At 69.2% G+C, this 21,876-nt stretch carries 23 protein-coding genes and 1 riboswitch; of the genes, 11 read left to right on the top strand and 12 right to left on the bottom strand.

Annotated features, from left to right (window positions below; genetic code table 11):
• Nucleotides 1-10: 10 nt before the first annotated feature.
• Complete coding sequence (locus ACIRJT_RS15585; RefSeq protein WP_403909076.1) at nt 11-454, bottom strand: winged helix-turn-helix transcriptional regulator; 444 nt, start codon at nt 452-454, stop codon at nt 11-13.
• Between ACIRJT_RS15585 and ACIRJT_RS15580 the strand changes: the two genes are divergently transcribed.
• Complete coding sequence (locus tag ACIRJT_RS15580; protein WP_403909073.1) at nt 446-931, top strand: YybH family protein; 486 nt, start codon at nt 446-448, stop codon at nt 929-931. The two genes, ACIRJT_RS15585 and ACIRJT_RS15580, sit on opposite strands and share 9 nt — an antisense overlap.
• Before the next feature lie 168 nt (nt 932-1,099).
• On the opposite strand, the gene thiC is transcribed toward ACIRJT_RS15580, so the two are convergent.
• On the bottom strand, nt 1,100-2,941 hold the full coding sequence (gene thiC, locus ACIRJT_RS15575) for a phosphomethylpyrimidine synthase ThiC (protein WP_403909070.1): 1,842 nt from the start codon (nt 2,939-2,941) through the stop codon (nt 1,100-1,102).
• Nucleotides 2,934-3,067: riboswitch (TPP riboswitch) on the bottom strand. (Overlaps the previous gene by 8 nt.)
• 70 nt (nt 3,068-3,137) lie before the next feature.
• On the opposite strand from thiC, the gene ACIRJT_RS15570 reads away from it, so the two are divergent.
• The gene (locus ACIRJT_RS15570; protein ID WP_403909067.1) at nt 3,138-4,484 is read left to right on the top strand and encodes a YibE/F family protein; all 1,347 of its coding nucleotides are present in this window, start codon (nt 3,138-3,140) and stop codon (nt 4,482-4,484) included.
• Between the two features lie 23 nt (nt 4,485-4,507).
• Here the strand turns inward: ACIRJT_RS15570 and ACIRJT_RS15565 are convergent, their stop codons facing one another.
• The 4 genes from ACIRJT_RS15565 to ACIRJT_RS15550 all read right to left on the bottom strand — a co-directional run bounded on the left by ACIRJT_RS15565 (nt 4,508) and on the right by ACIRJT_RS15550 (nt 6,889).
• Nucleotides 4,508-4,945, bottom strand: coding sequence for an SsgA family sporulation/cell division regulator (locus ACIRJT_RS15565; RefSeq protein ID WP_403909065.1), 438 nt, complete (start codon nt 4,943-4,945; stop codon nt 4,508-4,510).
• Nucleotides 4,946-5,046: 101 nt separating this feature from the next.
• The gene (locus ACIRJT_RS15560; RefSeq protein ID WP_402021115.1) at nt 5,047-5,823 is read right to left on the bottom strand and encodes an IclR family transcriptional regulator; all 777 of its coding nucleotides are present in this window, start codon (nt 5,821-5,823) and stop codon (nt 5,047-5,049) included.
• 383 nt (nt 5,824-6,206) lie between these two features.
• Nucleotides 6,207-6,419: a DUF5326 family protein gene (locus ACIRJT_RS15555; RefSeq protein WP_403909870.1), complete on the bottom strand. Its 213-nt coding sequence runs from the start codon at nt 6,417-6,419 to the stop codon at nt 6,207-6,209.
• 152 nt (nt 6,420-6,571) lie between these two features.
• On the bottom strand, nt 6,572-6,889 hold the full coding sequence (locus ACIRJT_RS15550; protein ID WP_403909062.1) for a cupin domain-containing protein: 318 nt from the start codon (nt 6,887-6,889) through the stop codon (nt 6,572-6,574).
• 88 nt (nt 6,890-6,977) lie between these two features.
• On the opposite strand from ACIRJT_RS15550, the gene ACIRJT_RS15545 reads away from it, so the two are divergent.
• The 5 genes from ACIRJT_RS15545 (at nt 6,978) to ACIRJT_RS15525 (ending at nt 10,674) form a co-directional block, all read left to right on the top strand.
• Nucleotides 6,978-7,355: a phage holin family protein gene (locus ACIRJT_RS15545; protein ID WP_403909059.1), complete on the top strand. Its 378-nt coding sequence runs from the start codon at nt 6,978-6,980 to the stop codon at nt 7,353-7,355.
• 108 nt (nt 7,356-7,463) lie between these two features.
• Nucleotides 7,464-8,588: a cystathionine gamma-lyase gene (locus ACIRJT_RS15540; RefSeq protein WP_403909056.1), complete on the top strand. Its 1,125-nt coding sequence runs from the start codon at nt 7,464-7,466 to the stop codon at nt 8,586-8,588.
• A gap of 44 nt (nt 8,589-8,632) precedes the next feature.
• On the top strand, nt 8,633-9,112 hold the full coding sequence (locus ACIRJT_RS15535) for an NUDIX domain-containing protein (RefSeq protein WP_403909054.1): 480 nt from the start codon (nt 8,633-8,635) through the stop codon (nt 9,110-9,112).
• 118 nt (nt 9,113-9,230) lie between these two features.
• Nucleotides 9,231-9,758, top strand: a complete 528-nt coding sequence (locus ACIRJT_RS15530; protein ID WP_403909051.1) for a DUF2269 domain-containing protein — start codon at nt 9,231-9,233, stop codon at nt 9,756-9,758.
• A gap of 4 nt (nt 9,759-9,762) precedes the next feature.
• The gene (locus tag ACIRJT_RS15525) at nt 9,763-10,674 is read left to right on the top strand and encodes a GNAT family N-acetyltransferase (protein ID WP_403909048.1); all 912 of its coding nucleotides are present in this window, start codon (nt 9,763-9,765) and stop codon (nt 10,672-10,674) included.
• A 71-nt stretch (nt 10,675-10,745) separates the two neighbouring features.
• Here ACIRJT_RS15525 and ACIRJT_RS15520 read toward each other — a convergent pair whose 3' ends face one another.
• A complete protein-coding gene (locus tag ACIRJT_RS15520) occupies nt 10,746-11,957 on the bottom strand; it encodes an MFS transporter (protein ID WP_403909045.1) in 1,212 nt (403 codons plus the stop codon).
• Between the two features lie 140 nt (nt 11,958-12,097).
• Between ACIRJT_RS15520 and ACIRJT_RS15515 the strand changes: the two genes are divergently transcribed.
• Both ACIRJT_RS15515 and ACIRJT_RS15510 read left to right on the top strand, forming a co-directional pair.
• The gene (locus ACIRJT_RS15515; RefSeq protein WP_403909043.1) at nt 12,098-12,556 is read left to right on the top strand and encodes a MarR family winged helix-turn-helix transcriptional regulator; all 459 of its coding nucleotides are present in this window, start codon (nt 12,098-12,100) and stop codon (nt 12,554-12,556) included.
• Nucleotides 12,557-12,605: 49 nt separating this feature from the next.
• Nucleotides 12,606-13,058 (top strand): GNAT family N-acetyltransferase, encoded by a 453-nt coding sequence (locus tag ACIRJT_RS15510; protein ID WP_403909040.1) that lies wholly within the window; start codon nt 12,606-12,608, stop codon nt 13,056-13,058.
• A gap of 57 nt (nt 13,059-13,115) precedes the next feature.
• Here ACIRJT_RS15510 and ACIRJT_RS15505 read toward each other — a convergent pair whose 3' ends face one another.
• Both ACIRJT_RS15505 and ACIRJT_RS15500 read right to left on the bottom strand, forming a co-directional pair.
• The gene (locus tag ACIRJT_RS15505; protein WP_403909038.1) at nt 13,116-14,492 is read right to left on the bottom strand and encodes a serine hydrolase domain-containing protein; all 1,377 of its coding nucleotides are present in this window, start codon (nt 14,490-14,492) and stop codon (nt 13,116-13,118) included.
• Nucleotides 14,493-14,626: 134 nt separating this feature from the next.
• Entirely contained in the window at nt 14,627-15,412 is a 786-nt protein-coding gene (locus ACIRJT_RS15500; RefSeq protein ID WP_403909035.1) for an alpha/beta fold hydrolase, read from the bottom strand.
• Between the two features lie 217 nt (nt 15,413-15,629).
• Here ACIRJT_RS15500 and ACIRJT_RS15495 point away from each other — a divergent pair, with 217 nt between their 5' ends.
• The gene (locus ACIRJT_RS15495; RefSeq protein ID WP_403909032.1) at nt 15,630-16,349 is read left to right on the top strand and encodes a dienelactone hydrolase family protein; all 720 of its coding nucleotides are present in this window, start codon (nt 15,630-15,632) and stop codon (nt 16,347-16,349) included.
• A 311-nt stretch (nt 16,350-16,660) separates the two neighbouring features.
• On the opposite strand, the gene ACIRJT_RS15490 is transcribed toward ACIRJT_RS15495, so the two are convergent.
• Together ACIRJT_RS15490 and dnaB are read right to left on the bottom strand one after the other, a co-directional pair.
• A complete protein-coding gene (locus ACIRJT_RS15490) occupies nt 16,661-17,083 on the bottom strand; it encodes an SgcJ/EcaC family oxidoreductase (protein ID WP_403909030.1) in 423 nt (140 codons plus the stop codon).
• An 812-nt stretch (nt 17,084-17,895) separates the two neighbouring features.
• Nucleotides 17,896-19,371 (bottom strand): replicative DNA helicase, encoded by a 1,476-nt coding sequence (gene dnaB, locus ACIRJT_RS15485; protein ID WP_026290418.1) that lies wholly within the window; start codon nt 19,369-19,371, stop codon nt 17,896-17,898.
• Nucleotides 19,372-19,829: 458 nt separating this feature from the next.
• Between dnaB and ACIRJT_RS15480 the strand changes: the two genes are divergently transcribed.
• Nucleotides 19,830-21,167, top strand: coding sequence for an MATE family efflux transporter (locus tag ACIRJT_RS15480; RefSeq protein WP_403909026.1), 1,338 nt, complete (start codon nt 19,830-19,832; stop codon nt 21,165-21,167).
• Between the two features lie 258 nt (nt 21,168-21,425).
• On the opposite strand, the gene rplI is transcribed toward ACIRJT_RS15480, so the two are convergent.
• On the bottom strand, nt 21,426-21,872 hold the full coding sequence (gene rplI, locus ACIRJT_RS15475) for a 50S ribosomal protein L9 (RefSeq protein WP_003967856.1): 447 nt from the start codon (nt 21,870-21,872) through the stop codon (nt 21,426-21,428).
• Between the last annotated feature and the right edge of the window lie 4 nt (nt 21,873-21,876).

The following is a 21,876-nucleotide window of genomic DNA, read 5'->3' as shown; positions in this document are numbered from 1 at the left end:
GGATCGGACCTCAGCCCCGCGGGCTCGCGCCTGCGGCCGGTCCCGTGGCCAGGAGAGCCTCTCCCGTCGCGTACAGCTCGATCAGCAGAGGCCGGAGTGCCCGGCCGCGTCCGGTCAGGGTGTAGCAGGTACGCACAGGGAATCCGCGCCGGCGCTCCACCGACAGCAGGCCACGTTCGCACAGTTCCCGGAGCCGCTGGCTGAGAACCTTCGCCGACAGTTCCGGCAGCCGTTCCCTCAGCTCGGAGAACCCCAGCGGGCCGCCCATCAGTTCGCGCGGCACGAGCGTGGCCCACCGGCCCGACACCGCGGTCAGGGCCACCTCGACCGGGCAGTCCGGCTCGGGACGGACCGTGCGGCCACGGGCGGTCGGCGTCAGTTCCTGGCCGTCGGCCGCGTGGGTTTCCGTTGGGTGACCCTCGTCGACGGGCGGTTCACTGGCTGCATGACGCATTCCACCAGTGTGCATCCGACCACCGTCGCCGCCGAGCACCCCTACGTCCTGGAAGGGGCGTTCAACACCTTCGACCCCGATTGCGTCGACCGGCTCTTCGAGGCCGACGCGCAGTTCGTGCCCCGGCCCGGCCACCCCACGGCCGGCCCCGACCGGCTGCCGGCCCACCGGAGTTTCCTCGCACTGCGCGTCCCGATCCGGGTGACTCCGCGCCACACCTACGTCTCAGGCGACCTGGCACTCCTGATCGTCGACTGGGTGGTGGAGGGCAGAGCCGCGCACGGCGACCAGGTCCGGATCACGGGCACGGCGACGGACGTCGCCCGCCGGGGACCGGACGGATACTGGCGCTACGTCATCGACAACCCGTTCGGCACGGCGGGCGCCCAGAGCCCGGCAGCCACGCCGGACGAGCCGCCGGAGCAGGCGGGCCCGCCGCACCAGACCCTCCACCGGTCGCCTCCGCCCACGGTGTGACGCCCTACGACGCGGTCGCCCGGATGATCCCGCCGGGCGAAAGCGTGACGGAGTGCAGCATCCACCTGGTGACGGGCGACGGCGACAAGCCGTTCGCGGTGGGCTTCGCGGAGGGGGGCCGGCCAGGACTGGTGACCTGGCGGGCCCCCCTCCGCCGAGGCGGCCGGGTCAGCCGGCCGACGTACCGCCCGCCTCCGCGATGGGCAGGTAGACCCGGTTGCCGGCGGCCGCGAACTCCTTCGACTTCTCGGCCATGCCCTCCTCGATCTCCTCCTGCGAACCACCGTGCTGACGCCGGATGTCCTGGGAGATCTTCATCGAGCAGAACTTCGGCCCGCACATCGAGCAGAAGTGCGCGGTCTTCGCCGGTTCGGCGGGCAGCGTCTCGTCATGGAACTCCCGCGCGGTGTCCGGGTCGAGCGCCAGATTGAACTGGTCCTCCCAGCGGAACTCGAACCGCGCGTCGGAGAGGGCGTCGTCCCACTCCTGCGCACCCGGGTGCCCCTTGGCCAGGTCGGCGGCGTGAGCGGCGATCTTGTAGGTGATGACGCCCGTCTTCACATCGTCCCGGTTCGGCAGCCCCAGGTGCTCCTTGGGCGTGACGTAGCAGAGCATCGCCGTGCCCCACCAGGCGATCATCGCGGCGCCGATGCCGGAGGTGATGTGGTCGTAGGCAGGCGCGACGTCCGTGGTCAGCGGGCCGAGCGTGTAGAACGGCGCCTCCTCGCAGATCTCCTGCTGGAGGTCGATATTCTCCTTGATCTTGTGCATCGGGACGTGTCCGGGGCCTTCGATCATCGTCTGGACGCCGAACCGCTTGGCGATCGTGTTCAGCTCGCCCAGCGTGCGCAGCTCGGCGAACTGCGCCTCGTCGTTGGCGTCCGCGATCGAGCCGGGGCGCAGTCCGTCACCCAGGGAGTAGGTGACGTCGTACGTCGCGAGGATCTCGCAGAGCTCCTCGAAGTGCTCGTAGAGGAACGACTCCTTGTGGTGGGCGAGACACCAGGCCGCCATGATCGAGCCACCGCGCGAGACGATGCCGGTCTTACGACGGGCCGTCAGCGGGACGTACGGCAGGCGCACACCGGCGTGCACCGTCATGTAGTCCACGCCCTGCTCGGCCTGCTCGATGACGGTGTCCTTGTAGATCTCCCAGGTCAGCTCCTCGGCCCGGCCGTCGACCTTCTCCAGGGCCTGGTAGAGCGGGACGGTGCCGATCGGCACGGGGGAGTTGCGCAGCACCCATTCACGGGTGGTGTGGATGTTGCGGCCGGTGGACAGGTCCATGACCGTGTCGGCGCCCCACTTCGTCGCCCAGGTCATCTTGTCCACCTCCTCCTCGATGGAGGAGGTGACGGCCGAGTTGCCGATGTTGGCGTTGACCTTCACCAGGAACCGCTTGCCGATGATCATCGGCTCGATCTCGGGGTGGTTGACGTTGGCCGGCAGCACCGCCCGACCCTGAGCGATCTCCTCACGGACGACCTCGGCCTCCACGTTCTCCCGGATCGCCACGTACTCCATCTCCGGGGTGGTCTCCCCCCGTCGGGCGTACGCGAGCTGGGTGACGGGGCGTCCGTCGCGGCTGCGGCGCGGCTGGCGCGGGCGGCCGGGGAAGACGGCGTCGAGGTTGCGCAGTCCGCCGCGCGGCGAGGTGTGCTTGAGCCCGTCGTCCTCGGGGCGGGCCGGGCGGCCCGCGTACTCCTCGGTGTCGCCGCGGGCGATGATCCAGTTCTCCCGCAGGGGCGCGAGGCCGCGGCGGACATCGGTGTCGACGGAGGGATCGGTGTACGGCCCGGACGTGTCGTACAGCGTCACGTCCTCGCCGTTGGTGAGGTGCACCTGTCGAACCGGCACCCGGAGGTCCGGGCGCGAGCCCTGGACGTACCCCTTGTGCCAGCCGATGGACTTCCCGGCCTCGTCGTTCCGCGTCCCGTCGCCCGGCGTCGTGCCGTTCGGCGTTCCGTCGTTCTGTTTCGAGGCAGGCGTGCGTGCGTCCGCTGTGGTCATGAGACCTACTCCCTACGCCGGCATTACCCGGTAACAGGTTCGGCGGTCGGCGCAGCGTTTCCCGTACGGATGTACGGCGATCAGCGCCCTCTCAGCCCGGTGCTCCGAGCTCCCGCGTGTGCAAAGGTGCCTCCACGCTAGCGTCCTTTCCGGCGAGCTGACCAGAGGGCCCTCCTGTTCTTGCGATGATCGCCCCGTGACCTCCCCCCAAAGCGACCCCGCACCCCAGCCGCCCCAGGGCCACAGCCACGGCCACACACACAGCCACGGGCCGGCCGCTCCGGTCTCCCGGCACCTGCGCAAGGTCATCGCCGCCGTACTGATCCCGTTCGCGACGGCGGTCGTCGTCGGCCTGATCGCGTTCTGGCCCGGCGGCGCGCCCGACCACGAGCGCACCGGCGTCGGATTCGACCGGCAGACCCAGGACGGCAAGGTCGTCCAGGTCGTCCAGGTCGACTGCGCGGACGTCAACGCCGCCCAGGTGCCCCCGACCGGCGACACCTCCACGCCCTCGGGCCGGGAGGCCGTCAATGAGCAGGAGGGGGAGTGCGCGAAGGCCACCGTCGAGGTGACCAGCGGCGACGACAAGGGCCGCGAGTTCGTCGAGGTGGTCCAGCCGGACGCGCCCCGACAGCTGAAGGAGGGTCAGGGCGTGGTCGTGGCGTACGCCCCCGACGCGCCGCGCGACCTCCAGTACTCCGTGACCGACGTGAACCGGAAGATCCCGATGGCGGTGCTGGCGGGGATCTTCGCGCTGGCCGTGGTCCTGGTGGGCAGGATGCGCGGGGTGATGGCCTTGGTGGCACTCGTCGTGTCATTCGCCGTGCTGACCCTGTTCATCCTGCCGGCGATCCTGCAGGGCTCGAACCCGCTGGTCGTGGCGGTGATCGGGGCCAGCGCGATCATGCTGGCGGCCCTCTATCTGTGCCACGGGGTGACGGCCCGTACGTCGGTCGCGGTCGTCGGCACGCTGATCTCGCTGCTGCTGATCGGGCTGCTGGGCTCCCTGTTCATCGGCTGGGCGAACCTCAGCGGCAACACCGACGACAACACCGGCCTCATCCACGGCCTCTACCCGGACATCGACATGAGCGGTCTGCTGCTGGCCGGTGTCATCATCGGTTCGCTCGGGGTGCTCGACGATGTGACGGTCACCCAGACCTCCGCCGTCTGGGAACTTCACCAGGCGGACCCGCGGATGGGTTGGAAGGATCTGTACCGGGCAGGTATCCGGATCGGAAGGGACCACATCGCCTCGGTGGTCAACACCCTGGTGCTGGCGTACGCGGGCGCGGCGCTGCCGCTGCTGCTGCTCTTCTCCATCGCCCAGAGCAGTGTGGGGACGGTGGCCAACAGCGAGCTGGTCGCCGAGGAGATCGTCCGCACGCTGGTCGGATCGATCGGCCTGGTCGCCTCGGTTCCGGTGACCACGGTGCTCGCCGCGCTGGTCGTCTCCGCAGACCGTCCGGGGTCCGGCGGCGCACAGGCGGCTACGGCCGCACCCGCGCGGACGGGCCGGGGCCGTCGTCGTAAGACAGGGTGACGGGGCATCGGGAGCGCGCCCGGTCAGCCCGCGTTCTGCTCCTCGGCGAGGATGCGGCCGAGCGCGTCCTCCAGGTTCCCGTCGAAGTCACCCAGCGTGTGCTCCTGGCCGAGCGGCACGAGCTTGTCCGTCCGGTCGAGAAACGCCACCAGCGGCGCCGTCCCCGCCCGGAACAGCGCACGGTCCGCGCCGACCTGGAGCCGGATGTGCACATCGCCGAGACCTTCGGGCTCGGTCGGAGCGATGTGCACATCTCCGTCGCCGCTCGGGCTGTTGAGCCCGTCCAGCAGCAGTTCACGGCCGAACGCCCAGGTCACAGGGGCATCGCCAGGAAGGTGGAACGTCATCCGGATGGCATAAGGATCGCCGACCTCGTATCGGAGCTCCACCGGAATACGGAACGAGAGCTCCTCGGAGACGAGGAAGCTCATCATGACCTCTGCTTGAACCGACTCGCGCATCGTTCAACCCCGCAGTAGATGAATCTGGCCAGGAATGATCCCCCATGGCCCTATTGACGCCATCGTGGTGCACGCGATAGCAGATCACAAGGAGTGATTTTTCAGATACTGATAGAGAACACGAACGAACGCAAGAGGCTGGCAACTTCGCCACGTAACTGTTCGACTGCGGGCAGCAACCGATCTTCCCGGTCCAGAGGTACGGAAATGGCCATCGCCGCAATGGTGGCACCGGCTGTGACGGGAATGGCGGCGCACACGGTCCCCAGTGCGTACTCCTGGCGTTCGATGACCGGTTCACCTCGTCGGAGGGTGCGCAGCCGTTCCAGAAGAGTGGCGCGATCTCGCACTGAGTAACGGGTGAGGGGGCGCACGGGGTGCCGATCGAGGTGGTCCTCTCGAGCCCTCTCGTCGAGTTGGGCGAGCAGACACTGACCGATGGCGTGCGCGTGGGCGGTTTCCCGGAACGAGGCCCACTCCTCCACCGCCGGGGTGTCGGGAGCGTCCGCGACCGCGATGAGGTCGATCTCGCCGTCGCAGTAGACGGCGCAGTACACCGGGGCTCCGATGACGTCCCGCCAGTGCCCGAGGGAGTCGGCGACGGACGTGGGGCGCGGGCGGCTTCTGACCCCGGGCGCGGCGGTCAGGTTCTCGGCGGCCGCACCGAAGAGGAAGACACCGTTCTCGCGGCGGAGATAGCCCTCATGGGTGAGGGTGCGCAGCAAGTGGTACGCGGTCGGGAGAGGAAGCCCCGCCTCACGGGCCAGCTGCTTGGCGGGCGCCCCGTCCCGATGGGTGCCCACAGCCTCCAGCAGCCTCAACGCGCGCTGAACCGAACCGATCAACGTCGGCACAGCGGTGCTAGATGCCGTGGTCAAGGGCCACCCCCAGGCATGGTGACGGGCCGTCGGCCCTCCCGTGGGGGCCGCCCCCACGGGCCTGCCGCGATCCCGAGGACCGGAGAGGACCGGAGATCCGGCCCGCGACCGGCGAGGACCGGTCCGGGCGCCGGCGATCGAAGGCCAACGACCGGACTGTCGTACCCAGGACCGATCAGGCGATCGATATGGTGACGGAAGGTCACATTCCGGATGGCGGCAGTGGTTTGTCACTGTATCGGCCGCCTGCGGCAGACGGGTGGTTTCCTCCGGGACTTAGCTCTGCTGGGCTAATCCTCCCGCGCCCGAGCCGACCGTGGCTCGTCCCGCGGACCCGGGCCGGACCGAACAGGCCGGCCCCGCGCCGACCCGCGTTCCGTGTCCTACCAGTCACCGCGCGAGGACGACGACGACATGAACTTGCGGACGACGAAGACCAGCCCGCCGACCACGACGACGAAGACCAGCGCCTTGAAGAGCAGGCTGATCACGAAGCCGACAACGCTGGCGATCAGCCCGCCGAACACGAAGATCGCAATGACGGGCACCGCGATCCACTTCACCCACCAGGGCATTCCCGCGAATATCTCCCGCACGGCCATCGCCTCTACCTCGTCTCTCTGAGTCCTTGCCTCGATGCTAAAGGCGCGAAGGCCCCCCGCGGGGTCCGGTCAGCCCTTGAAGACCCCTGATCGAGCCCCTAGGGATCCCCCGGGGCGGCCGCCCCCGGATCCCCCGGGGCGAAGGCTCAGCTCTCGGGCGGCGAGAAGACGACCATCACCCTCAGGTCCTCGGTGATGTGGTGGAACTTGTGGTCCACGCCCGCGGGCACGTAGACGACGCTTCCCCTGCCGACCTGCGTCGTCTCCGTCCCCACCGTGATCGACGCACGCCCGCTGACGACGAAGTAGACCTCGTCCTGCTGGTGCGGCCGCTGCGGATCGAGCTCTCCCGCGTCCAGGGCGTACAGGCCGACCGACATAGTGCGTTCCCGCACGAACTGCAGGTAGGCGCCGTCGTTGGCGGCCCGCTCCGCCTCCAGCTCGTCCAGTCTGAATGCCTTCATGGCCCGTCCCGCCCCTCTGTACCCACGCTGTCGGCTGTGCCCGCGCTGCCGGTGTCCACCACCGATCATGTCTGCCACGATCAGACACATGAAGAATTTCGTAGTCAAGACGATCGCCAACGCGGGTGCGCTGGCCGTTGCCATCTGGCTGATCGGCGACATCACGCTGGAGGGCGGCAGCACGGGCCGCAAGGCCCTCACCCTGATCCTGGTCGCGCTGATCTTCGGCCTGGTGAACTTCCTGGTGAAGCCGGTGGTCCAGCTGCTGACGTTCCCCTTGTTCATCCTGACGCTGGGGCTGATCACCCTGGTGGTCAACGCCCTGATGCTGATGCTGACCTCCTGGCTGGCCGGCGTGTTCGATCTCAGCTTCCACGTCGAGGGGTTCTGGACGGCGGTGCTCGGCGGACTGATCATCTCGGTCGTGTCCTGGGCGCTCAATGTCGTCCTGCCCGACGAGGACTGATTCCGGTATTCGGGATTCCGTACCTCCCGGGAAGGCTGCTCCGAGGTCCTCTGGAAGAGTGCGGGGGGCACCCGGTCCACCACCGGGGAAAGCAGCGAAGGAGCGGGCATGAGCACCATGGGCGACGGAACGCGCGCGGTACGCGCCGGGCTTCCCGAACCGGAGCAGTTCGGCCCCACTCTGCCCGGCCCGGTCTTCGCCGCGCACTTCCACCTCTCCGGCGAACCGGTGGGGCCCTACACCTACGGCCGGGAGACCAACCCGACCTGGACCCACCTGGAGCGGGCCATCGGCGAGCTGGAGGCTCCCGGTGAGGAGGTGGGCACGACCGTGTTCGCCTCGGGCATGGCGGCGATCACCGCGGTGCTGCTCTCCCAGGTCCGCTCGGGCGACGCCGTGGTCCTCCCCGGCGACGGCTACCAGGCCCTGCCGCTCGTACGGGAGCAACTGGAGGCGTACGGGGTCGAGGTCCGGACCGCGCCGACCGGCGGCGACGCCCAGCTGGCCCTGCTGACCGGGGCGAAGCTGCTCTGGATCGAGAGCCCGTCCAACCCGGGACTGGACGTCTGCGACATCCGGCGCCTGGTCGAGGCCGCGCACGCGGCGGGCGCGCTGGTCGCCGTCGACAACACCCTGGCCACCCCGATCGGCCAGCGCCCGCTGGAGCTGGGCGCCGATTTCTCGGTCGCCAGCGACACCAAGGGCATGACCGGGCACGGCGACATCCTGCTCGGCCATGTGACCTGCCGCGATCCCCGGCTGACGGCGGACGTACGGCGCTGGCGCAAGGTCGTCGGAGCGATTCCGGGCCCGATGGAGGCCTGGCTCGCACACCGCTCGCTGGCCACCCTCCACCTGCGCATCGACCGGCAGTGCACCACCGCCCTCGCGCTCGCCGAGGCGCTGGCGAAGCGTGCGGAGGTCACCGGGCTGCGGTATCCGGGACTGACCACCGACCCGTCACACAGCGTCGCGGGGCGCCAGATGCGGCGCTTCGGGTCCGTGGTGTCCTTCGAGCTGGCCGACCGGGCGACCGCGGAGCGCTTCCTGTCCTCGCTGCGCCTGGTCGACGACGCGACGAGCTTCGGCGGCGTCCGGTCCACCGCGGAGCGCCGGGGCCGCTGGGGCGGTGACGCCGTGGCGGAGGGTTTCGTCCGCTTCTCGGTCGGCGCGGAGGACCCCGAGGACCTGCTCGCCGACGTCGAACAGGCGCTGGACACGGCGGTCGGGTAGGCCGGGGGAGTTTCAGACGGTCCGCCACGGGCCACTCTCTTGCCATGACCGAACGTCCTGTGGTCAAGCGCACCGCACGCGCCGTCCTGCTCGACGGCGACGATCTCATCCTGATCAAGCGCACGAAGCCGGGAGTCGATCCGTACTGGCTCACGCCCGGCGGCGGGGTCGAGCCGGAGGACGCCACCGTCGTCGAAGCGCTGCACCGCGAGATCGACGAGGAGCTGGGCGCCAAGATCGTCGACGTGGTCCCGTGCTTCGTCGACACCGTGGAGCACATCGCGGACGGCGGCGTGACGGGAGTGAAGGTCCAGCACTTCTTCGTCTGCCGACTGGTGTCGATGGACGTCTCCCTGCGGCACGGCCCGGAGATCGACGAGCCCTCCGGGGAGTACGAGATCGTCCGGGTGCCGTTCAGCCGCGTCGGGATCGCGGCCGTGCACCTCGTTCCGCTGTCCCTGCGGCACTACCTCGACGGCAACATCGAAGGCGTACGGGCGATGCACGCCCCTGACCTGGGCTGACGCCCCCTGCGGCGGACGCGCGCTCCGACCCTGCCGGAGCGCGTACTCCCCATCGGGTACCCGTGAATACTCCCGCTGCCGGACGCCCCGAGAAGTCCCTCTCGGCATCGTGTTTCACGTGAAACCACTCAAGCGCCCCGTACGTCGCGGAATCCTCGTCGCCCATGTCGCCGTCTCCGTCAGCTGGCTCGGCCTGACCGTCGGCCTCCTCACGCTCGGCATCACCGCGTTCGCCACCGGAGATCCGGCCACCGCGGACGCCGCGACGCGGTCCATGAAGATCTACGGGGACTGGCTGGTGGTCCCGGTGGCCTTGTTCACCCTGGTGAGCGGCCTGGTGCTGTCGCTGGGCACTCCGTGGGGCCTGGCCCGGCACCGCTGGGTAGGGACCAAGTTCTGGCTGACCCTGGTCACGACGGGCCTGCCGATCTTCTCCCTGCGCCCCGGCATCAACGCCGCGGCCGCCGAAGGAGCGGTGGACATCGACCTCGTGATCGCGCCGTCGGTGGCCACGGCCACCTATCTCTTCATCACCGCGATCTCGGTGCTCAAGCCCTGGGGGCTCACCCGGTGCGGCAGGCGGCTGCGGATCTCGGCCAGTTCCGCGAAATCGGTGGACGCGCGATCACCGCGTCAGACAGCCTGACTCCATGCACAGCCCATCACCCCACTCCCTCGTCGAGCTGCCGATCCGGCGTCTGAACCGGGGAGACCTGGTCCCCTGCGCCGACCTCTGCGAGGACCGCGGCTGGCCGCGCGACGAACACCGGTGGGGGCTGCTCCTCTCGGCCGGCACCGGGTACGGGATCGACGCCCCGGACGGCAAGGGCCTGGCAGCGACCTGCCTGACCATGCCGTACGGATCCGACCTGACCGCGGTCGGCATGCTGCTCGTCGCCGAACGCTACGCACGTCGGGGGCTCGCCCGTCGGCTCATGCGACACGTCATGGAGACGCTGAGGGACACCCCGCTCGCCCTGTACGCCACCGAGCAGGGACAGCCGCTCTACGAGGACCTCGGCTTCTCCCCCGTGGGCCGGGCCGAGCGCGTCGGCGGCCGCTTCGGAGCGGGCGGACCCGACGGCTTCCCCTCGGCCCCTCCCTCTCCTTCGCTCCCGGCCTCTCGCTCGTCCGTGACCACACGCCCGGCCGCGGCGGACGACCTGCGGGCGCTGGTCCGGCTCGACCTCCCCGTGTTCGGCGCCGACCGCACACATCTCCTCGCCCGGCTGCCCGCGTTCTCCGACCGGCTCCAGGTCGCCGAGGAGCACGGCGAGCTGGTCGGCTACGCGGCGCTCTGGCCGAGCGGTCCGACCGAGGTGGTCGGGCCGCTGATCGCCCGGGACACGGTCGTCGCCCAGGCCCTGGTCGCGGCCCTGGGCGCCACGACGGACCGGCCGCTGCGGGTCGATGTCGAGGCCCGGCACGAGGAACTGCTCGGATGGCTGGCGGAGAGCGGGCTGGAGCCCCTCTCCCGGACCACCGTGATGACGTACGGCATCCCGGACCTGCCAGGCGACGCCGCCCGCAGGTTCGCCCCGCTCACCCTCGCGACGGGCTGACGCGGAGCAGCCGCACCGCCACGAGGGCGGTGCGGCTGCTCCGCGGTGCGGGGCCCCTGGGCAGCGGACGCTCAGCGCCGGGCCGCCGCCACTGCGGCCGTCTCGGGGCTCCTCCCGGCGACGATCCGGTCCTTGCCGGTCTCCCGGCGCTCCAGCAGGCTGGAGAACACCGCCAGGGCCAGGGCCGACGCGGCGAGTGCGGCGCCGACCCAGTTGGGGGCGGTGTAGCCGAGGCCGGCCGCGATCACGAGACCGCCGAGCCAGGCGGAGAGGGCGTTGCCGAGGTTGAAGGCCCCGATGTTGACCGCGGAGGCCAGCGTCGGCGCACCCGCCGCCTGGTCGAGGACCCGCTTCTGCAGCGGAGGCACGGTCGCGAAGCCCAGGGCGCCGATCAGGACGATGGTGACGGCCGCGGCGATCTTGTTGTGGGCGGTCACGGTGAACAGGCCGAGAACCACGGCGAGGGCGCCGAGCGAGACGTACAGCATGGGCATCAGGTGGCGGTCGGCGAACTTGCCGCCGATCAGGTTGCCGCCCACCATGCCGAGGCCGAAGAGGACGAGCAGCCAGGTGACGGACGAGGCCGAGTAGCCGGCGGTCTCGGTCATCATCGGGGTGATGTAGGTGATCGCGGCGAAGACTCCGCCGAAGCCCAGGACGGTCATGGCCATCGCCAGCAGGACCTGCACATTGCGGAACGCGGCCAGTTCGTGGCGGATGCGCACGCCTTCCGGCCGGGGCTGGTCCGGTACGAGCTTCGCGACGCCGAGCAGTCCCACGACGCCCAGAACGGCGACGAGAAGGAACGTGGTCCGCCAGCCCGCGGTCTGTCCGATGAACGTGCCGAGCGGAACGCCGACGACATTGGCGACGGTGAGCCCGGTGAACATCATGGCGATGGCCCCGGCCTTCTTCTGCGGGGCGACGAGATCGGCCGCGACCACCGAGCCGATGCCGAAGAAGGCGCCGTGCGCGAGGGAGGCGATCACCCGTCCGGCGAGCATGACGCCGAAGACGGGGGCGAGCGCGGACACCACGTTGCCCACGATGAACAGCCCCATGAGGAGCATCAGCATGCGCTTGCGGGTGACGCGGGTGCCGAGCAGCGTCATCAGCGGGGCGCCGAGGACCACACCGAGCGCGTAGCCGGTCACCAGGAAGCCGGCGGTCGGGATCGAGACCTGGAAGTCACCGGCGACCTCGGGGAGCAACCCCATGATCACGAACTCGGTCGTTCCGATCCCGAATGCTCCGATGGCGAGGGCGAGGAGCGCGAGCGGCATGGGTTTCACCTTCTCTGAAGATTGCGTCTGCGCCTTACAGGCGTACACATTAATTGCATACGCTGGCTAATTGCAAGCGCGGGCTATTGCGGATGTCCCCTATCCTGGAGTCACGCAGCTCCCGTACGGAGGAGAGAGACATGACAGCGACCGACCCCGCCCTGACCGCCATCGCCCAGAGCTGGTGCGCGCTCTCCCTGCTCCACGGGAAGATCGAAACCCGGATCGAACGGGCCCTCCAGGCCGGCCACGGGCTCAGCGCACGCGAGTACTCCCTGCTCGACGTGTTGAGCCGGCAGCACAACGGAACCGGCGGACATCTCCAGATGAAGCAGGTCGCCGACGCCGTCGTCCTCAGCCAGAGCGCCACCACCCGGCTCGTCACCCGACTCGAGGACCGTGGGCTGCTGACCCGCTACTTGTGCGACACCGACCGCCGGGGCATCTACACCGACGTCACCGATGCCGGGCTCACGCTGCTGGAGTCCGCCCGGCCGACGAACGACACCGCGCTACGGGCGGCCCTGGACGAAGCGGCGGAGAACCCGGAGCTCGCTCCTCTGGTCAGGGCCGTCGAAGAGCTGAAGGTCCCGGCCTGACGGACTCCGATCGGCGAGATATCCCCCGGGCCGACCTAGGATGCCGATCATGAGTGATCTCGCCATACGATCCGCCGTCCCGGACGACCTGCCCGCTGTGGTCGCGATGCTCGCCGACGACCCTCTGGGTGCACAGCGCGAGTCACCGGGTGACCTCGCCCCCTACCGGGAGGCGTTCCAGCGGCTGGCGGACGACCCGAACCAGCACGTGGTCGTCGCCGTACGCGAGGACCGGGTCGTCGGCACGCTGCAGTTGACCATCGTCCCGGGGCTGTCCCGCCGCGGTGCGACCCGCTCGATCATCGAGGGCGTCCGCATCCATGGCGACGAGCGCGGCAGCGGCCTCGGCACCCAGCTCATCCAGTGGGCGGTGGACGAATCCCGCCGCCAGAACTGCCAGTTGGTGCAGCTGACCTCGGATGTCACCCGCGAGGACGCGCACCGCTTCTACGAGCGCCTCGGCTTCACGGCCAGCCATGTGGGCTTCAAGCTGGCGCTCTGAGACGCGCGGACGGGTGGGTGTTCCACGTGAAACACCCACCCGTCACCGGCCGCAAGCTCAGCCGCCGAGCCCGCGCCAGCCCTCCGCGTCCACACCGCCGGGCACGGCCGCGCCCGCCTCGTACGGCTCCCGGGTGAAGACGAACGAGCCGAGGTCGAGGTGGTCCACCGAGCCGTCGTCCTTGCGTACGACGCGCAGCGTCTCCCCCGCGTAGTAATCGTTCCGGCCCGTCCAGGTGCCGTCCGGGCCGTACGTGAAGGCCGCGCCGCGACCCTTGCCGCCCAGTGGGGTGAGCTGTAGGCCCCGGTCCCCCGTGAGCCTCACCGTGACCGGGTGGGTGCCCCAGTGCCAGACGCCCGTCAGCGCGAGCAGCTCGTCGTCCACCTCGGGCAGCGGACGCCAGGGCTCCGGGATCCGCGGCTCGGCCTCGGCGACGATTCCCAGGAGTTCGGCGGCGACCATCGCGGCGGGCAGCCCCGAGGTGACATTGGCGAGAACGACCGCGGCCACATCGTCATCCTCGCTGACCCAGAGACCGGCGACGAACCCGGGAAGCGATCCCGAATGCCCGAAGAGCACGCGCTCTTCTCCGCCGACGATCTGGAGCCCGAGACCGTAACCACTACCGCCCGTCTCGACCGGAGCGGCGGGAATCCGCATCTCCTGGACGGAGGTGGATGACAGGACCCGGTCGTCACCCTCGGTCAGGAAGGCGGCGAACCGCAGCAGGTCCGCCGCGGTGGACCAGAGCTGACCGGCGGGCGCCATGATCCCGAGGTCCTCGGCGGGTTCGCTCAGCATGACGTCGGCCCAGGGGTGGACGGCCCATCCGCCCGCGTGCGGCGCCACGGGCCCGCTGGTCGTGCGGTGCATGCCCAGCGGCTCCAGGATCTCGCGCCGCAGCGCCTCTTCCCAGGAGACGCCGCGTACCGCTTCCACCAACGAACCGAGCAGGGTGTAACCGGGGTTGGAGTAGTGATGGCGACGACCGGCCGGATGCCTCTGCGGCCGGTCGCCCAGCACGTCGGCGAGCTCGGGCCGCAGACTGCCGGGCGTCCGTTCCCACCACGGCGCGGGGGTTTCGGCGCCCAGCCCCGCACTGTGGGCCAGCAGCTGAAAGACGGTCACCCCGCCCGCCCCGGTGCCGGGAAGGTGTTTCTCCAGAGGATCGTCCAGATCGACCAGCCCCTCGTCCCGCAGCCGCAGCACCAGAACGGCCGTGAAAGTCTTGGTGATCGAACCGATCCGGTACTGCGTATCGGCGTCGGGAGCATGCCCCTCGACGCACGTACGCGCCCCGCTCCACGCCGTACGCCCCTGCCGCCGCACCGCGGCCACGAGGGACGGCGCGCGGCCCTCCCGCTGCGCGACGGCGATGCGGTGCGACAGGGCGCGTCGGGTGCTGGGAAGCAGGTCTTCGCCGATAGAAGTCATGGTCCAACCCCTACCCGACGGGACGGAGCATGACGAACCCTTTTCCGCGGCTCAATACGTCAGCAGCCGGATGACACCTGATCGAGGCCGTCGCCCGGATCATCCCCGCCGGCCAGCGCTTCCGCCCGGCACATTCACAACGAGCGGAGGAATTCCCCGACGGCCCCGGCGAACTCCCTCGGAACGGTCCGATGGACGGTGTGCCCCGCCGGAAGCTCGACGAGCCGGGTACGAGGACGTCGTGCCGCCATCGCTCTCGCGTGCTCGGCGCGCAGAACGGTGCTGCGGCTGCCGCGGACGAGCAGGGCCGGGCAGTCGCCGGCCAGCCAGTCGTCCCAGTGGTCCCCGTTGAGGAGTTGCTGCGAGGCGTTCATGTCCTGCGGGTCGAAGGCCAGCCCCCAGCCGTCCGGAAACTCGCGCACGGCCTCCAGGAGGTACGCCGCCGACGCGCCGAGCCCCTCCAGCAGCCGGGCCCGTGTCGATGCCCGGTGCGGCCAGGATCGGGCGAAGGACAGGTCGTCATCGACCTCGGCGCCGATGTCCTCGACGATCAGCGCGCCCACCAGGCCCGGGTGCCTGGCCGCGAGTTGGTAGGCGTTGACACCTCCGAGGGAGTGCCCCAGCACGACCGCGCCACCGATGCCTAGATGTTCCAGCACATACGCGGCGTCCTCGACATAGCCGATCCGTGAGTACTCGGCGGGACGATCGGAATGCCCGTGACCCCGCTGGTCGAGGGCGACGAGCCGACAGACGTCGCCCAGTTCACGGGCCAGGGCAGCGAACGTGCGCGCCTCGCCGAAGTGCCCGTGCAGAGCCAGCAGAGGACGCCCCGGGCCGCCGAAGTCGAGGAAGGAGAGCCGCCGCCCGGACACGTACACGGCAGCGCGTTCCGGCTCGGACGAAGTCGTCGACGTCATGCCCGCCAGTATGAGCGCCTCACGACGCGCCGTCAGGAGACCGGTTCAGCTGCCGACGGCACTGCCCGGCCGTACCCGCCCAGCGAGGCGGGCACGACAAACCGCACTACGGCAGAGTCCACTTGCGCGCGTCCGCTCGCGCTGAAAGCGTGGGTGCGACCAACGTCGGCTCGGCGAACTCTCACAGCAAGGAAGATCAACCATTCCCACCAAGACCGTGCGGATCCCCACGACGGACGGCTCGGCGGACGCCTTCGCCGCCTTCTCCGAAGACGGCGAGCGGCATCCAGGGGTGCTGATGTACGCGGACGCCTTCGGCATCCGACCCGTGCTGCGGGAGATGGCCCGCGAACTGGCCGGACACGGGTACTACGTGCTCGTCCCCAACTTCTTCTACAGGAACGGGCCGACACCGCTGATCGACCTTCCCGAGCACATCGGAGAAGAGGACCGGGCCGCGCTCGTCGGCCGACTGATGCCCCTGATCGAGGAGCACACAGCCGAACGCGTCCTGCGTGACGCCGGCTCCTACCTCAGGTTCCTCACGGCCCAGCCCGAGGTGAGCACCGGACCGGTCGCGGTGACCGGCTACTGCATCGGCGGCCTCCTGGCCACACGCACCGCCGCGGCCCACCCCGGGCAGGTGGCCGCCCTGGCCGCGTTCCACGCCCCCGTCGCCGCCGACGGGCCCGACAGCCTGCGCCGCCTCACCGCCGAGATCCACTTCGGCCACGCGGCGACGGACATCGCCCCCGAGGCTCTCGGCGAGCTCAACCGGTCGCTGGACGCCGCGGGGGTCGACTACACCTCCGAGGTCTACCCCGGCACGGTCCACGGCTTCACCATGTCCGACACCGACGCCTTCGACCCGGCCGCACTGCGGCACCACTGGGACCGTCTGCTCCCCCTCCTCGCCCGCACCCTGGCGAACGGCTGAGAGCCCGGAAGACGTTCGACGGACAGCCGGTGGCCGGGGCGGCTGTAGGGTCTCGCCGCTCGTGGCACAGGCCGTGCTCGCCGACCTGCGGTTCTTCCGCTGTCTCAGGCCAGTGACACAGCTGTCCAGTCTCACGAACGTGGCATTTCCTCGCGCTTCCCGCCAGTCGGCGAGAAGCTGTAAGTGTGCTGTCGCAGAGCATCCGTCAGGCGACGGGCTTTCGGCCAGTGGAGTCGCCATGTCGTCCGAGCTCGCGGATGGTCCGGATTCACAAACGACATGGCATTCGCGGAAATCGCCCTCTGGTCGGCTCAGCGGACCGGTGTCGTCTGGGACAGGGCGATGAGCCAGTCGTCGCCCTGTCGGGTCAAAACGTAGGTCGTGACACCGACGGAAGGCAGCTCGGACGAGCCCTCCGCCTCGTGCCGTTCGTCATGGACGGTCTTGGTGAGACTGACGATGGCCACGTCGGGGGTGGTGAACCGAATATCGTCGACCTCCAGCGAGGTCCGGATGTCTTTGAGCGGGGAAGAGAGCGCTTCGGCCATGGCCGAAGCGAAGGCAGCACGCCCGAAGAGGCGCCGCCCAGCCAAGTTGACGATCGCCACGTTCGTGGCGTGCATGGCAGGTAGTACGTCCGGGTCGATCTGCGCCTCCTGGGACCCCGCGACCAACTCGCGGATCCGCTGCTCGTCAGCGTCGCTGGCGGAGAAAGTGGAGTTCATGGTGTCCATGGGGGCAAAACCAGAACCTCGACCTCGGTTGAGGTCAACCCCTCTCGCAGACCGCACTGTTGCCAGGTGACCTCACGGGCGTCCTGCACCATGCCGTAGGACACCGCCAGCCCGTGACGCAATGAGAATCCGCCAACCCGGATGAGAACGAGCGAGAACTCCGCCAGCCTCGATGCAACAGGACAATCCTGGTAGAGCCCAACGGCGAAATGAGTGCCACCTCCGGCTTGGACGACCGATGCAACGGCTTGACGTCGACAACCACCGGTGCCTGCCCGGTGAGCAGGAGATAGTCCGGGATGTGCTGCCGCACCTTCCCCTCCAGTGAGGTCTTCAGTAGGAAGGGCTGGGCCACGATGCCGCGCACCGACGGATCGAAGTCGGCAAAGAGCAAGCGCGATAGTTCCAGGCGAGACTCCTAGATCACGTGGTCGCGCACCGTCGCCGACCAGTAGGTACCCGAGTAGTGCTTCTGACCCTTGTACCAGCGGAACGTCCGCCACGGACAAGCCGACTGCAGAAGGTCGACGGGCGCCGTACCCCAGTCTTGGTCCTCCACGAGAACACCACGCTGCTGACGGATACTCACCGTCGCAGTGACACTGCCCATCGCACACCCACGGCCCGCGGACGATGACCCGCGCAGCCAAGAGTGTCAGTGGAACAACGGTGGGCGGAGCGAGCCGGAATCCCCTCACCCAAAAGGGTGAACGCTTCGACCAGCGAGTCTCACGAAGACGGCATCAGTGCCACCGATGTGCCATCGGGGCTGAGATTGTGCCGCGAATGTTGAGACCCTACAGCGGCACCCGTCAGGTCTGGGCCATGTCCACGAAGCGGGAGTAGTGGCCCTGGAACGCCACGGTGATGGTGGCTGTCGGGCCGTTACGGTGCTTGCCGACGATGATGTCCGCCTCGCCCGCGCGCGGTGACTCCTTCTCGTACGCGTCCTCGCGGTGGAGCAGGATGACCATGTCGGCATCCTGCTCGATGGACCCGGACTCACGCAGGTCGGAGACCATCGGCTTCTTGTCCGTGCGCTGCTCGGGACCACGGTTCAGCTGCGAGAGCGCGATCACCGGGACCTCCAGCTCCTTGGCCAGCAGCTTGAGGTTTCGGGACATGTCCGAGACCTCCTGCTGACGGCTCTCGGACCGCTTCGATCCACCGGCCTGCATCAGTTGCAGATAGTCGATGATCACGAGCTTGATGTCGTTGCGCTGCTTGAGCCGACGGCACTTCGCACGGATCTCCATCATCGACAGGTTGGGGGAGTCGTCGATGTAGAGCGGGGCGGCCGAGACCTCGGGCATCCGGCGTGCGAGGCGCGTCCAGTCCTCGTCCGTCATGGTGCCGGACCGCATGTGGTGCAGGGCCACCCGCGCCTCGGCCGACAGCAGACGCATCGCGATCTCGTTGCGCCCCATTTCGAGGGAGAAGATGACGCTGGGCAGGTTGTTCTTGATCGACGCGGCGCGCGCGAAGTCCAGCGCCAACGTGGACTTACCCATGGCGGGGCGGGCCGCGATGACGATCATCTGGCCGGGGTGCATGCCGTTCGTCAGGGCGTCGAGGTCCGTGAAGCCCGTCGGCACACCGGTCATCTCGCCGCTGCGCGACCCGATGGCCTCGATCTCGTCGAGCGCGCCCTCCATGATGTCACCGAGGGGAAGGTAGTCCTCGCTGGTGCGCTGCTCGGTGACCGCGTAGATCTCGGCCTGCGCGGAGTTGACGATCTCGTCGACGTCCCCGTCTGCCGCGTATCCCATCTGCGTGATCTTCGTGCCCGCCTCGACCAGCCGCCGGAGCACCGCGCGCTCGTGGACGATCTCCGCGTAGTACGAGGCGTTGGCCGCGGTGGGCACGGACTGCACCAGGGTGTGCAGATACGGTGCTCCGCCGACCTTGGTGATCTCTCCGCGTTTGACCAGCTCGGCGGCGACCGTGATCGGGTCGGCCGGCTCGCCCTTGGCGTAGAGGTCGAGGATCGCCGTGTAGACGGTCTCGTGGGCGGGGCGGTAGAAGTCGTGCCCCTTGATGATCTCCACGACGTCAGCGATGGCGTCCTTGGACAGCAGCATGCCACCGAGTACCGACTGCTCGGCGTCCAGATCCTGGGGCGGCACCCGCTCGAACCCGGGGGAGCCGCCTTCCCACGCCTCGTCCGAGCCGCGGTCATGGCGGTCCTCACGCCCCTTGCGGTCCCCACGACGCTGGCGGGAGACGGGCAGACGGTCCCCGGGACCGGTCTCGGTCCAGGGGTCGTCCAAAGGCTCGGGAATGCTCACCGGGCCGCCTCCTCCCGTCCGCATCGCGGACCTAGCCGTGCCACTCTTTCTTACGGCACGGCACCGACAAACAGGTCGCCCGACTCCACTTCCGGCGCATCTGGTTCGGTGGATTCCGGTGCCGGAACGGAGTGCGGGCGCCGCACCACGGTAGGCCCCTCCGCACCGTCAGCCAATCTGGTTATCCACAGGGCATGTGGACGACGGACCAGATGCTGTGGAGAACCCTGCCGAACCTGTGCACGGACCAGGGGACAGCACTGTGGACAAACTCATAGCGACAGCGGCGTGACCACTCTGACCTGGCCTTTCTCCATCCACCGACTGTGGGGGAGAAAAACTTTCGCCCTCATTTCAAGATCACCACAGACGGCGCGGACAGGAGGGCCCCACCGAGACCAAAGTAAGGACCCCAGAGCGATTGCATCTCTTACCTGTGGAAGATTAGATTGGCCCCCATGACCAAGGCCCCCGCGACCCCGAAGAACGGCCGCCGACGGCACGACCGCGAGATCATCGCCCTTGCCGTCCCGGCATTCGGCGCACTCGTCGCCGAGCCCCTGTTCGTGATGGTCGACAGCGCCGTCGTCGGCCACCTCGGCACCCCGCAACTGGCCGGTCTCGGCATCGCCGCGGCCCTCCTGATGACGGCCGTGAGCATCTTCGTCTTCCTCGCGTACGCGACCACGGCGGCCGTCGCCCGCCGCGTGGGGGCGGGCGATCTCCCCGCCGCCATCCGCCAGGGCATGGACGGCATCTGGCTCGCCCTTCTGCTCGGAGCAGCCGTCGTCGCACTCGCGGTCCCGACAGCCCCTTGGCTGGTCGACATCTTCGGCGCATCGGACACCGCGGCTCCGTACGCCATCACCTACCTCAGAATCTCCATCCTCGGTATCCCGGCCATGCTCGTCGTGCTCGCCGCCACCGGTGTACTGCGAGGCCTCCAGGACACCCGCACCCCGCTGTACGTCGCCATCGGCGGCTTCACGGTGAACGCCGCCCTCAATGTGGTCCTCGTCTACGGTGCCGGTCTCGGCATCGCCGGATCCGCGTGGGGAACGGTGATCGCCCAGGTCGGTATGGCCGCCGTCTATCTCGTGGTGGTGATCCGTGGAGCCCGAAGGCACGGCGCCTCCCTGCGTCCCGACGCGGCCGGCATCAGGGCCAGCGCACGGGCCGGCGTACCGCTGCTGATCCGGACCCTGTCGCTGCGCGCCGTTCTGATGATCGCCACCGCCGTCGCCGCCCGGCTCGGGGACGTCGACATCGCCGCGCACCAGATCATCCTCTCCCTCTGGAGCCTGACCGCCTTCGCGCTCGACGCCATCGCCATCGCCGGGCAGGCGATCATCGGCCGCTATCTGGGGGCGAACGACGCGAAGGGCGCACGCGAGGCCTGCCGCCGCATGGTCGAGTGGGGCATCGGCTGCGGCATCGTACTCGGCGTCCTGATCGTGCTCGCCCGGCCTCTGTTCATCCCGCTCTTCACCAGCGATCCCTCGGTGAAGGACACCCTGCTCCCCGCACTCCTGGTCGTGGCGGTATCCCAGCCGATCGCCGGCGTGGTCTTCGTTCTGGACGGCGTCCTGATGGGAGCCGGTGACGGACGCTATCTCGCCTGGGCGATGCTGGCGACGCTCGCCGTCTTCGCACCCGTCGCACTCCTGGTGCCCTCCCTCGGCGGCGGACTCACCGCGCTCTGGTGGGCGATGACGTTGATGATGGCCGTCCGCCTGGTCACGCTCTGGCTGCGTACCCGGTCGGGCCGGTGGATCGTCACCGGAGCCACGCGCTGACCCATCCGCACGCTTCACGGCGTGTTTCACGTGAAACAGGCCGCCCCGCTTCCCGTAGAACAAGCCGTCCGTTTCACGTGAAACACGCCGTCCGTTTCACGTGAAACACGCCGTCCGTTTCACGTGAAGCAGGTCGCCTGTTTCACGTGAAACACCGCGCACTCCGAGAGGCAAGGTCCCAAGAGACAAGGTCACACGAGACAGGAAGGGCCGCACCCGACGGGTGCGGCCCTTCACTGACTCAGCTGAGCTCTGCCCTTAGGCAGCAACGACCTCGACGCCGAGCTTCGCTGCGACCTCGGGGTGCAGACGGACGGACACCTGGTGTCCGCCGAGCGTCTTGATCGGCGAGCCGAGCTCGACGCGACGCTTGTCGACGTCGGGACCACCGGCAGCCTTGATCGCCGCAGCGACGTCGGCCGGGGTGACCGAGCCGAAGAGACGGCCGGCGTCGCCGGAGCGAACAGCCAGACGGACCTTCACGCCCTCGAGCTTGGCCTTGATCTCGTTGGCCTGCTCGATCGTCGCGATCTCGTGGATCTTGCGGGCGCGGCGGATCTGCGCCACGTCCTTCTCGCCACCCTTGGTCCAGCGAATGGCGAAGCCACGCGGAACCAGGTAGTTACGGGCGTACCCGTCCTTGACGTCGACGACGTCGCCGGCGGTGCCGAGGCCGGAGACCTCGTGGGTGAGGATGATCTTCATGCTG

This window comes from Streptomyces sp. NPDC102283 (assembly GCF_044766265.1).
In the GTDB taxonomy this organism is placed as follows: domain Bacteria; phylum Actinomycetota; class Actinomycetes; order Streptomycetales; family Streptomycetaceae; genus Streptomyces.
The sequence above is the reverse complement of the archived record's forward strand: the minus strand, read 5'-3'. Positions and strand labels throughout refer to the sequence as shown.